This window comes from Vibrio sp. 10N.286.49.B3 (assembly GCF_002873395.1).
Taxonomy (GTDB): Bacteria; Pseudomonadota; Gammaproteobacteria; order Enterobacterales; family Vibrionaceae; genus Vibrio.
The window spans coordinates 31,380-44,035 of record NZ_MCUV01000002.1 but is presented as its reverse complement, the minus strand read 5'-3'; the positions used below and the strand labels follow the sequence as shown (position 1 = coordinate 44,035).

General features: G+C 44.0%; 8 protein-coding genes. 6 read left to right on the top strand and 2 right to left on the bottom strand.

The window, feature by feature from the left end:
• Nucleotides 1–127: 127 nt before the first annotated feature.
• The 3 genes from BCU68_RS02380 (at nucleotide 128) to BCU68_RS02370 (ending at nucleotide 2,950) form a co-directional block, all read left to right on the top strand.
• Nucleotides 128–763 (top strand): response regulator transcription factor, encoded by a 636-nt coding sequence (locus BCU68_RS02380; protein ID WP_102563207.1) that lies wholly within the window; start codon nucleotides 128–130, stop codon nucleotides 761–763.
• A 205-nt stretch (nucleotides 764–968) separates the two neighbouring features.
• Nucleotides 969–1,235, top strand: coding sequence for a DUF4212 domain-containing protein (locus BCU68_RS02375; protein WP_102563206.1), 267 nt, complete (start codon nucleotides 969–971; stop codon nucleotides 1,233–1,235).
• An 11-nt stretch (nucleotides 1,236–1,246) separates the two neighbouring features.
• Nucleotides 1,247–2,950 (top strand): sodium:solute symporter family protein, encoded by a 1,704-nt coding sequence (locus tag BCU68_RS02370; RefSeq protein WP_102563205.1) that lies wholly within the window; start codon nucleotides 1,247–1,249, stop codon nucleotides 2,948–2,950.
• Between the two features lie 62 nt (nucleotides 2,951–3,012).
• Here BCU68_RS02370 and BCU68_RS02365 read toward each other — a convergent pair whose 3' ends face one another.
• Both BCU68_RS02365 and BCU68_RS02360 read right to left on the bottom strand, forming a co-directional pair.
• Nucleotides 3,013–6,453 (bottom strand): NahK/ErcS family hybrid sensor histidine kinase/response regulator, encoded by a 3,441-nt coding sequence (locus BCU68_RS02365; RefSeq protein WP_102563204.1) that lies wholly within the window; start codon nucleotides 6,451–6,453, stop codon nucleotides 3,013–3,015.
• 165 nt (nucleotides 6,454–6,618) lie between these two features.
• The gene (locus BCU68_RS02360; protein ID WP_102563203.1) at nucleotides 6,619–7,767 is read right to left on the bottom strand and encodes a 3-phenylpropionate MFS transporter; all 1,149 of its coding nucleotides are present in this window, start codon (nucleotides 7,765–7,767) and stop codon (nucleotides 6,619–6,621) included.
• Between the two features lie 203 nt (nucleotides 7,768–7,970).
• Here BCU68_RS02360 and BCU68_RS02355 point away from each other — a divergent pair, with 203 nt between their 5' ends.
• The 3 genes from BCU68_RS02355 to acs all read left to right on the top strand — a co-directional run bounded on the left by BCU68_RS02355 (nucleotide 7,971) and on the right by acs (nucleotide 12,606).
• Nucleotides 7,971–9,797, top strand: a complete 1,827-nt coding sequence (locus BCU68_RS02355; RefSeq protein ID WP_102563202.1) for a DUF294 nucleotidyltransferase-like domain-containing protein — start codon at nucleotides 7,971–7,973, stop codon at nucleotides 9,795–9,797.
• Nucleotides 9,798–9,799: 2 nt separating this feature from the next.
• On the top strand, nucleotides 9,800–10,456 hold the full coding sequence (locus BCU68_RS02350) for a 3'-5' exonuclease (protein WP_102563201.1): 657 nt from the start codon (nucleotides 9,800–9,802) through the stop codon (nucleotides 10,454–10,456).
• Nucleotides 10,457–10,656: 200 nt separating this feature from the next.
• Entirely contained in the window at nucleotides 10,657–12,606 is a 1,950-nt protein-coding gene (gene acs / locus BCU68_RS02345) for an acetate--CoA ligase (protein ID WP_102563200.1), read from the top strand.
• Nucleotides 12,607–12,656 lie beyond the last annotated feature (50 nt).

Sequence of the window (12,656 nt, the reverse complement as noted above, 5' to 3'; positions counted from 1 at the left end):
CTAAGACGAATAGACTCAGTCGGTTGAGGAAACACGATACGCTTCCAATTTTTCACCTATAAATATTGTCCTTCTTGATAATTACACAGATAATAAATGAAACTAAATTGTTAAAAGTGTAAAGACTATGGACTCAACCTATCGCATTATCATTGCTGACGATCACCCTTTATTTCGCAATGCCTTATTTCAGTCCGTACACATGGCAATCAGTGGGGCGACCCTTTTAGAGGCTGACTCCTTAACGAACCTTTTAACTCTTTTGCAGCACGAACACGAAGATCCGGATCTTCTACTGCTCGATTTAAAGATGCCCGGCTCCAATGGCATGTCAGGTTTGCTCCAATTACGCAAAAGTTACCCCAACTTACCGATCGTCGTCATTTCAGCCAGTGAAGAACCCAGCGTTGTCACTCAGGTAAAAAGTCATGGTGCATTTGGCTTTATCCCAAAGTCGAGTGATATGCGCGAACTGATTGCCGCATTAAATCAAGTATTGGCGGGTGATCCTTACTTCCCTAAAGAGTTATTGATCACCAATAGTGACTATCAAAATGTGGCTGAAAAAATTACGACTCTCACTCCACAGCAACACAAAGTACTCAATATGCTGTCAGACGGGTTACTCAATAAGCAAATTGCCTATGAGCTCAATGTCTCTGAGGCAACGATTAAAGCGCACATGACCGCAATTTTCCGTAAATTAGGCGTCAGTAATCGAACTCAAGCCGTGATCCTTTTACAACAGCTAAGTCCAGAGTAGCACTTAAGATCACCTTAGACCTTTGGCTAAAAGATACGCCTTCCAATCACACCACCGCGTATACCAATAAGGTAAGCACCTAATTTATAGGTACTTACCTTTTTATTTGTCCCGACTAAAGTTGCACAGAGTTATTTGGGCACTCTTGCTAACCTTTCCTTTGTAACACTTTTCTAACATTAAGTATTTATACAAGGAGAAGGCTATGTCGTTCGAATCAACAGAACATGCTCAAGCCTACTGGAAAGAGAATTTGAAAATAATGGGTGGCCTACTCGCGACCTGGTTTGTCGTGTCATACGGTGCTGGCATTTTATTTGTCGATGCCTTAAATGCCATTCAGTTTGGTGGCTTTAAACTCGGATTTTGGTTCGCACAACAAGGGGCAATTTATACCTTTGTCGTTCTCATTTTTGTCTATGTCGTGCGTATGAATGCACTTGATAAAAAATACAACGTACAAGAAGACTAGAGGATTAGATAATGGATATTCAAACTTGGACGTTTATTCTCGTCGGGATAACATTCGCTTTATATATCGGCATCGCTATTTGGGCGAGAGCAGGATCAACCAGTGAATTCTATGTTGCAGGAGGCGGTGTTCACCCTGTCGCAAATGGTATGGCAACGGCGGCCGACTGGATGTCTGCGGCATCGTTTATTTCAATGGCTGGGATAATCTCGTTTGTCGGTTATGATGGCGCGGTTTATCTGATGGGTTGGACTGGGGGTTATGTACTACTTGCACTCTGCCTTGCTCCTTACCTTCGTAAGTTTGGTCAATTCACAGTACCTGACTTTATCGGTGAACGTTATTACTCAAAAACAGCACGTATGGTTGCGGTTTTTTGTGCCATTTTCGTTTCCTTTACCTATGTTGCCGGTCAAATGCGAGGCGTTGGGGTGGTATTCTCTCGCTTCTTAGAAGTTGATATCAATCTCGGGATTATTATCGGGATGGGCATCGTATTCTTCTACGCGGTGCTCGGTGGTATGAAAGGTATCACTTACACACAAGTGGCTCAATTCTGCGTACTCATTTTTGCCTTCTTAGTGCCTGCTATTTTTACCTCGATTATGATGACAGGGAACCCTTTCCCTCAAATTGGTATGGGTTCGACAATCACCGGATCCGATGTCTACTTATTAGATAAACTCGATGGACTTACCGAAGAGCTTGGCTTTACCGCTTATACAGAAGGTAATAAGAGCATGGTTGATGTCTTCTTTATTTGTGCGGCTTTAATGGTTGGTACTGCTGGTTTACCACATGTAATTATTCGTTTTTTCACCGTACCTCGCGTGCGTGATGCACGAATTTCAGCAGGCTGGGCTCTTCTCTTTATTTCACTACTTTATACCACAGCCCCTGGTGTTGCGGCCTTTGCTCGCGTCAACATGATTGAAACGATTAATGGTCCTGACATGCAAGGTGTCGTCGGCACAGAAGCACCAAGTTGGTATAAAAACTGGGAAAGTACAGGCCTCGTAGCTTGGGATGATAAGAACGCAGATGGTAAAATGTTCTATTCAGGCGATGAACGTAATGAAATGACCATCAACCGAGATATCATTGTCCTTGCCTCGCCTGAGCTAGCCAAACTGCCAAACTGGGTAGTGGGCCTATTGGCTGCAGGTGGCCTTGCAGCTGCACTATCAACGGCTGCTGGATTATTGCTGGTTATCTCAACTTCAATCTCGCACGATTTACTGAAAAAAGGCTTAAAACCGAATATGACCGATAAACAAGAACTGCTCGCAGCGCGACTTGCTGCCATAGTAGCGATTGTTGGTGCGGGTTACTTAGGCATCAATCCACCAGGCTTTGTTGCACAGGTGGTCGCCTTCGCCTTTGGTCTTGCTGCTGCCTCCTTCTTCCCAGCCATTATTTTGGGTATTTTCTATAAAAAGATGAATAAAGAAGGGGCGATTTCGGGCATGGTGGCAGGTATTGCCTTTACTGCCAGTTATATTATTTACTTCAAGTTCATTAACCCTGCGGCAAACACACCGGATAACTGGTTCTTTGGTATCAGCCCAGAAGGGATCGGAACGCTAGGTATGTGCTTAAACTTTATTGTCTCTATCGTGGTTAATAAGTTTACTGCTGAAGTTCCTAGTAATGTGCAAGAAATGGTGGAATCCATTCGCTATCCAAAAGGAGCGGGTGAAGCTCACGATCATTAAGCGAATTTTGATTAATACATCAAAGCAAAAAATGGGTTCATCTCTTGAATCCATTTTCCTTTTTATCGCGACTCAACACGATGTAAAATTGCTCTTAATTTAAGCGGCTTCACTGGCTTGGCAATAAAACTAAAGCCATTGCCCTTGATCGCACGCATCATTTCTTCAGTACGATCGGCACTAATAATCACCCCTTCAAACCCATCTCCTAAACGTAATCGACATTGCTGAAGAACTTCTAACCCCGTACGTCCATGATCTAAACGGTAATCCGAAAAAACCACATCTGGCTGCCACTTTCCTTCTTCTAGCGCCTGCAAGCTTTGTACAATATCCAACGCTGTTTTCACTTCGCATCCCCAGCGATTTAATAACGCTTCCATCGCGATTAAAATATCCGGCTCGTTATCCACACATAACACTCGTACTTGATGAACGGTTGTTTTGACCGGCTCATCAGGGCTCACCGTGGCAGAAGAGACTAAGGTGGATATCGGTAAATGCACCGAAAATACACTGCCTTTGCCAGGCCAAGAACGCAGAGAGATCGAGTGGTCTAACACATGAGCAAGCCCTTTAGAAATGGCAAGCCCTAACCCTAAACCCTGCTCAACTCGTGTTGGATCGACACGAGTAAACTCATCAAAAATTACCTGCTGCTTATCAAACTCTATGCCGACCCCGTTGTCCCACACATCGATTCGAATTTTACCGCCAACTCGCCTCGCCCCTAAAACGACCTTGCCTTTGGGGTTGTATCGAAAGGCATTGGTTAAAAAGTTTTGTAGGATCCGACGCAATAATTTAGGGTCAGAAGCCACACAAACCTGTGAGGCAATAACCGAGAACTCAATACCCTGCTGCTTGGCTAAGGCATTAAATTCAGCATCGAGATTACTAAACACATCATTGAGTGAAAAAGCGTGGATATTAGCCTGTAATTTCCCAGACTCTAAACGTGAAATATCCAATAAATCACTAATTAAGTCCTCTGTTGCTTCCAGCGCACTTTCAATATGCCTGGCTAGTTTACGCTCTTCATCACCTTGGCTAATTTCAGATAAGGAAGAGGCAAATAGACGCGCGGCATTCAACGGTTGCATCAAATCGTGACTCACTGCGGCTAAAAAGCGCGTTTTCGATTGAGACTCCAAATCTGAACGTTGAGTTGCTAACACTAAACGCTGGTTAAGATTTTCTAGCTCTTGAGTACGAGTTTTAACCCGAGCCTCGAGTGACTCATTTGCTTCTTTTAATGATTGTTCAGCCTGCCTAAATACCGTGATATCGGTGAAGCTCATGACAAACCCACCGCCAGGCATTGGGTTACCTTGAACTTCAATCACCCGCCCATCTTGCCGAACTCGAGATGAGGTATGCGGGGAGCCTTGCTCTAAATAATCCAATCGGCGACGAACATGCTCTTCCGGATCGCCCGGTCCACACAAACCTAAACGGGCGTTGTGACGGATCACATCAGCTATCGGCCTTCCTATCTGAATAAGTCCTGCTGGAAACTCAAAAAGCTCTAAATAACGCTGATTCCATGCCACTAGTCTTTGCTGCTTATCAATAACGGCAATGCCCTGACCAATATGTTCAATCGCCCCTTGTAGTAAACCACGACTAAAGTCATACAGCTCTGAAGCTTCATCAACAATGGTCGCAACTTCCTCAAGCTGCATATTTTTACCCTGCAAAGCCGAAGTGAGTACTAACTTTGCCGAAGAAGCACCAAATACACCAGCTAACACTCGTTCCGTATGACGAATAAGCGCTGATGAAGCCTGCTGATGAGGCGATAACTTCACTTTTTGAGCTTGAAAAAATTGCTCAAACGCCACTTTTGCTCGTTTCGGACCAACAAATCGAGAAGCTAACATTTCTAACTCTTCAACGCTAACTCGGCTTTGATATAAGTTTAAATTTTCATTTTCAGGCATAGGAGAGCCAATAAATGATGCTGATTGTAAGCGCTCACTTACACTTGGTCTAGTTAGCAATGAAATCGCAATATAGAGCGACGTATTGACGATTAAACTGAGCAAAATCCCCCACTCTGAAACAGGAAGATTCAGTGCTGTTAACCAGGTTGGCGGATGAATGACCCATAATAAAACGTTACTCTCAACATCACCGGCAAACATCGCCATTTGACTCATTAAAGTGATCAACCAGATTAAAAATCCAAATAACAGCCCTGCATATACCCCTTTACGGTTGCCCTCCCGCCAATACAAGCCACCGATTAACGCTGGAGCAAATTGCGCGACCGCAGCAAAAGAGAGAAAACCAATGGCAGATAAAGAGTGCAAATTATCGAGTGCTTGATAAAACAACCATGCGCCTAACAAGATCAATACAATCAGTATGCGGCGAATGATCAGCAGCAAATCCGAAAAATGGCGATGAGTTCGATGAGCAAGACGCATTCGACGTAACAATAATGGCATTACCAAATCATTGGAAACCATAATCGCCAATGCAATCGTCGAGACAATCACCATACCACTCGCCGCCGATGTACCACCAAGGAAAGCTAACAAGGCCATATTATTTGCATCAACGGCCATAGGTACACTGATCACATAGGTGTCAGCAGACGTGCCATGCAGCAAGCTTTGTCCAACCCAAGCGATAGGTAAAACAAACAAGGCCATCAGTAATAGATAGAGAGGGAATAACCAGCGCGCAGTGCGTAAATCTTGCGCGTGTTCGTTTTCAACCACCATGGTGTGAAATTGACGAGGAAGGCAAATAAACGCCATCGCTGTCAGCAAGGTATGGATAATAAAAGTGGGCCAATTGATCGCCTGGTAGGTTTGAGTCGCAATGATGGGCAGTGAAATATCATCACGTAGTAAAGCTAAATAAAGGATAAAACTGCCTACGCACAAAAAAGCCACCAGCTTAATAATCGACTCAAAAGCCACCGCCATCATCATGCCACGGTGATGCTCTGTACTATCAATGTGGCGAGTACCAAACAGCATAGTAAACAGAGCAAGTGCTGCCACGACAAACCAAGAGACATGATAGTTTTGATAACCAAGCTGATCCGATAACTGTGGCGCTATAATCTCTAACCCCATCGTAATGCCACGTAATTGCAAAGCGATATAGGGCAAAATCCCCACCACAGCAATCAAGGTAACAACCCCTGCTAAACTTTGCGATTTGCCATAACGCGCAGCGATAAAATCCGCTATCGAAGTAATATGTTCTCGTTTAGCAATTAAAATTAAACGAGCTAAAATTCGCCAACCAAAGGTAAAAACAAGAATAGGTGCAAGATAGATAGGAATGAAAGACCATGGGTTTGTGCTCGCCTGCCCCACCGTTCCATAAAATGTCCATGAGGTACAATAAACAGCAATCGACAGGCTATAAATCCAAGGTCGCCAACCGGATAACCAACGAGTTTGTCGATCGCCATACCAAGCGATAAGAAATAAAATTCCTAGGTAAGCTAGTGAAACGGGAACAACGACCCAATCTTGCATGCGTCAATATCCTTTTGAACGGCGAATGTAAAAAGACCAGAGCAATACTCTGGTCTTCTATTTAACTCGGGATATTTTAGCAACTCAATGTCAGCGGACTCATTTTGTGCAATCGGTGAGCATTTAGTGTCATTTAAGTTGGTTAACTCATAGCTAGAATTGCAATTACACCCTTACCTCAGCACCTTGCGGTTTAATAAAGAGGGCCACTGCCCCCATTGCAGCCATAAGCCAAAAAACATTGCCGCCCCATTGACCATAACCCCAACCACTCACTGCCATCATCAAGGCCATACAAGCGCCAAGTGGAATCGCATTATAAAGAGACTGCAAGGCCACCATTTTATTGTCACCTTGCTGCTGAATGTATTTAATCGTCGCAAAGTGAGCTAAAGCAAAGGTAACACCATGCAATAACTGCACGATGACCAAGGCAAAAATGGCGGTCGTGGAAGCCGTGATCCCCCAGCGCAACATTACCGCTGCTGCTGCAATCAAAAATAGGCTACGTAACGTCCAACCACCAAATAAACGGCGAGTAAACGCAAAGACACCAACTTCAGCAATAACCCCTAAGCTCCATAAATAACCAATAATATCTTCCGAGTAACCCGCTTCTTTCCAATAAATGGTACTAAACCCATAATAGGCAGCATGACTACTTTGGATCAGTGTAATGAGCACTAAAAAGCGCACAACGCTAGGATCTTTGAGCAGTTGCAATAATTTAGGACGTTCTTGAGCGCTTGAGGTATCAGAAACCAGTGCAACAGACGGGCTACGCAAAGCCAAAACATGAGCGGCTAACATGCCTGCCATCGCCGTATAAATAATCATGTTTAAACCATAGTGCGCGATCAAAAAACCCACGACAGTTGAGCCAGCAATGAAGGCTATCGACCCCCACAATCGCGTGCGCCCATAATCGAGCAGTTGTAGGCGATTATAATAATTAGCCACGGAATCAGAGAGCGGCATAATAGGTCCGCAGCTAAGATTAAATAAAATAGTCGCAACCGCCATGAGCCACACATTATGGCTAGTGAAGAAATGAAAACCAATAAATACCAAAGCGGCCAAACTCAACCAACGCAGTGCTGGCATCAAGTACTCAACTTTATGAATTCTTGGGGTTATCAGCATATTGGCAACGCAACGAGTGGCGAAACCAATCCCCATTAAAAAACCAATATTCGTAGCTGATACCCCTTGCCCTTCGAACCACAGAGCCCAAAAAGGTAAATAAACGCCATAAGAAAAAAAGAAACCAAAAAAATACTGGGATATCCAGCGAGAGGGAGAAGGGTTGAGCATATATGCATCCAAAATGATGAAGGAGAATGAGTCGCTATTATGCCTATTGCTGCACAACTAAAAAAGGGAATTAACTCTCATGATTCACGACCCCTTTTTATCTAATCACTGATTTTTTGTTAATTAGACCAAAGTCGTCTGGAGAATTACCACAACTTTGCCACACTAAAAGTACGTCTTTTCTTTTTGAGATAGAGAACTTTATGCCTGACAAGTTCAAAATGGATTCTCCCCCATTCGATTGCCTCACTCCCACTCAACAAACGAGCTTACGAGCAGCTTTGGATGTGGCTTACTATCGTGGAAATGACGTTATTATTCCGGCAGATGGTAATAGCCACCATTTGTACATAATTATTAAAGGGGTTGTTGAGGAACGCTCAGCCGACAATAAAGAGGTTTTTGCGCATTACGCCCATGATGATCTTTTTGATGTTCGCGCCTTACTTTCTGGCACGACTAAGCACCAGTATTGCGCCCTTGAAGATACGTTAGTTTATCTATTACCCAAGGACAGTTTTGTTGGTTTTTATCATGAAAATGGTCAGTTTGCGGCTTACTTTGACAATAATCTAGCTAAACGCCAAGCATTGATAGAATCTGCCCAGCAACAACAAAACCTTGCCGAATTTATCTTAACCAAGGTGACGCCAGATATTTATCAGCCACCTATAATCGTTTCCCCCGCAGAACCGATTAACCAAGTCACGGCCCAATTAAAAGCGCAAGATATCGATAGTGCATTAGTCGCTCTTAGCCCCGATGACCCTAGATTAGCGATAGATCATTACCAACTTCCTTACGGTATCGTCACTCGAACCAATCTGCTGCATGCTGTCATGCTTGATAACGCCCCTTTAGACACTCCTGTGGGTGATATTGCCACTTTCCCTGTCAGCTCAGTCGATAAAGGGGACTACTTATTTAACGCTATGATCACCATGACCCGCAACCGTATGAAACGCCTGATGGTTTGCGAGGGTAATCATGCCGTTGGTATGCTCGATATGATTCAAATATTGAGCGTTTTCTCCACTCACTCACATGTGCTAAGCCTCACTATAGCAAGAGCGATCAGCATTGAAGAGTTAGCGATGGCTTCAAACAAGCAGCGCCAATTGGTAGAAAGTTTATTAAAAAATGGCATCCGCACTCGATTTATCATGCAACTCATCTCCGCCATCAATGAGCAAATTATTGAAAAAGCATTTGAGTTAATCGTACCACCAGCACTACACGACCATTGTTGCCTCATCGTACTCGGCTCGGAAGGCAGAGGAGAACAAATATTAAAAACCGACCAAGATAATGCGCTTATTATTCGCGATGGGTTAGAGTGGAACCAATGCGCAGAGGTAATGGAAACCTTTACCCACACTTTACAACAACTTGGCTATCCATTATGCCCTGGTAACGTAATGGTCAATAACCCGCACTGGGTCAAAACACAATCAAAGTGGCAGCAAACCCTTTCTCACTGGATAGATCATGCCCATAGTGAAAAAGTGATGGATTTGGCGATCATCACCGACGCCCATGCGGTAGCCGGTAATATCACGTTACTAGAACCCGTTAAACAGCACTTACACCAAAGCCTAATAAATAAAGCGGGGATTTTGACCGAGTTTATTCGTCCGGCATTAAGCTTTTCTGTGCCTTTGACACTGTTTGGACAAGTAAAAAACAGCAAAGAAGGCATCGATATCAAGCAAGGAGGGATCTTTCCTATCGTTCATGGAATAAGAGCCTTATGTTTAGAAAACAATGTTACTAAAAACAACACGTTCGATCGCATTGAACAGTTGATTAACCAACAAGTATTAGAGCAAGAAACCGGCGATAACCTCAGTGAAGCCCTCAAACAGTTTTTCAAATTTCGCTTAGCCCAGCAACTAGATAAGCACCACAGCAGCAATCACCTTGATCTTCAGGAGCTCGACAGAACGGAGCGCGATTTACTCCGTCACAGCTTACATGTCGTTAAAAAATTCAAGCAATGGCTAGGCTATCACTACCAAGTAAGGGATTAATGATGAATATCTTGCAGCGTTATTGGTGGTATCACAAATTAAAGGGGACGAGTTATCAAGCGATCTTCGCACCCTACTCTTTTCACGATAAAATGACCAATGAATATGTCTCACTTGACTGTGAAACCACCAGCCTTGACCCTAATCGAGCTGAAATCGTTACAATCGCAGCAACAAAGATCGTTGGTAATCGTATCTTAATCAGCCAATCTTTTGAGGTGAAGCTCCGAGCGCCTCACTCATTGGATGCAGGATCCATTAAGATCCATAAGATCCGTCACAATGACCTAATCGATGGCATTGGAGAGCAAGAAGCAATACTTCAACTTATTGATTTTATAGGGAACAGACCGCTTGTCGGTTATCATATTCGCTATGATAAAAAAATCCTCGATATCGCCTGTAAACGCCACTTTGGCTTTCCATTACCCAATAAGTTGATTGAAGTCAGCCAGATATATCACGACCAACTAGAACGTCGCCTACCTAACGCTTACTTTGATTTAAGCCTAGAAGCGATCTGCCATCAGTTGAATCTTCCCTTACAAAACAAACATGACGCCCTACAAGATGCCATTACCGCTGCACTTGTGTTTGTCAGGCTAACTCATGGTGATCTCCCTGAGTTTCACCTCAACCCTCAATCTCAAGCCATTTGAGCTTGCACCTGAGTACTTTGACCTTGCATCTAGGTACATAACGCCAGAGTAACGTTGCTTTTCTGCTCCTAAAGTCTAATTGTGAAAAGTCATTATGTGGCTGAAAGTAATAAGCAGAACACCACTTCTATCCTATGCTTGATCCTAATGATTACGCACAACATGAAGTATGTTTATCTGAATTCACAAGGAGAAACGCAATGAGTGAAGCCCATATCTATCCAGTCAAAGATAACATCAAGCAAACCACTTATGCCGATAATCAAACTTACCTATCTATGTATCAACAATCTGTCACCGAACCGGAAAAGTTTTGGGCAGAACACGGCAAGATCGTTGATTGGATAACCCCATTCACTCAAGTAAAAAACACCTCTTTTGATTCTGGTCATATTGATATTCGTTGGTTTGAAGATGGCACACTGAATGTTTCTGCCAACTGTATAGATCGCCATTTAGCAACACGGGGCGATGAAGTCGCTATTATTTGGGAAGGTGATGATCCTAATGATGATAAAACCTTAACGTTCAATGAGCTACATAAAGAGGTTTGTCGTTTCTCTAATGTACTAAAGCAGCAAGGTATTCAAAAGGGCGATGTGGTTTGCCTGTATATGCCGATGGTTCCGGAAGCGGCAGTAGCCATGCTGGCGTGTACTCGTATCGGCGCAGTTCATACCGTGGTGTTTGGTGGTTTTTCTCCTGAAGCGCTGTCTGGGCGAATTATTGACTCCGATGCCAAACTTGTCGTCACCGCTGATGAGGGCGTTCGTGGCGGACGTAGCGTACCACTGAAAAAAAATGTCGATGAGGCCCTAACTAACCCAGCGGTCAAAAACATCGATAGTGTGGTTGTTTTCAAGCGTACTGGCGCAGATATCGACTGGCACTCGCATCGTGATGTTTGGTGGCACGAGGCAACGGCAAAAGTTTCTGATGATTGCCCTCCTGAAGCGATGAATGCCGAAGATCCACTCTTTATTCTCTACACCTCAGGATCAACTGGAAAACCAAAGGGCGTCTTGCACACCACTGGTGGCTACCTTGTCTATGCAACGATGACATTTAAGTATGTTTTCGATTATCAAGAGGGCGAAACCTTCTGGTGTACTGCCGATGTCGGTTGGATAACCGGTCATAGCTATCTGGTTTATGGACCTTTAGCGAATGGCGCAAAAACCATTTTATTTGAAGGTGTGCCTAACTACCCTAGCACCAGTCGCATGAGTGAAGTGGTCGATAAGCATCAAGTCAATATTCTTTATACCGCTCCGACAGCTATTCGGGCATTAATGGCAAAAGGCACAGAGGCGATCAAAGGGACCTCTCGTGACAGCCTAAGAATTATGGGCTCGGTGGGTGAGCCGATTAACCCTGAAGCTTGGGAGTGGTATTACAAAACCATAGGTAATGAGCAATCACCCATTGTGGATACATGGTGGCAGACAGAAACTGGTGGCATCTTAATTGCTCCGCTGCCAGGGGCGACAGATTTAAAACCTGGCTCTGCAACTCGCCCATTCTTTAGCGTTCAACCTGCTCTTGTCGATAACATGGGTAATATCATTGAAGGCGCTTGCGAAGGTAACTTAGTCATTCTCGATTCATGGCCAGGTCAAATGCGCACAGTCTATGGTGATCATGAACGTTTTGAGCAAACTTACTTCTCCACTTTTAAAGGCACTTATTTCACCAGTGACGGTGCTCGTCGTGATGAGGATGGGTATTACTGGATAACAGGGCGTGTTGATGATGTGCTCAATGTATCAGGGCATAGAATGGGAACCGCAGAGGTTGAATCGGCTTTAGTTGCCTTTGATAAGATTGCCGAAGCGGCTATTGTCGGTGTTCCGCATGATATTAAAGGCCAAGCTATTTATGCTTACATTACCCTTAACGATGGTGAGTACCCAAGCGCTGAACTACACAAAGAAGTAAAAGATTGGGTACGCAAAGAAATTGGGCCAATTGCCACACCTGACGTACTGCATTGGACCGATTCACTACCTAAAACACGCTCAGGAAAAATCATGCGCCGCATCCTACGAAAAATCGCTACCGGTGATACCAGCAATCTTGGTGACACGTCAACGCTTGCCGACCCTAGCGTGGTTGATAAGCTGATTGAAGAGAAAGTATCCATGGGTTAACAATTAATTAAAGTTGCTTAATATCAATGCATTAAACAAAACAAAAGGCA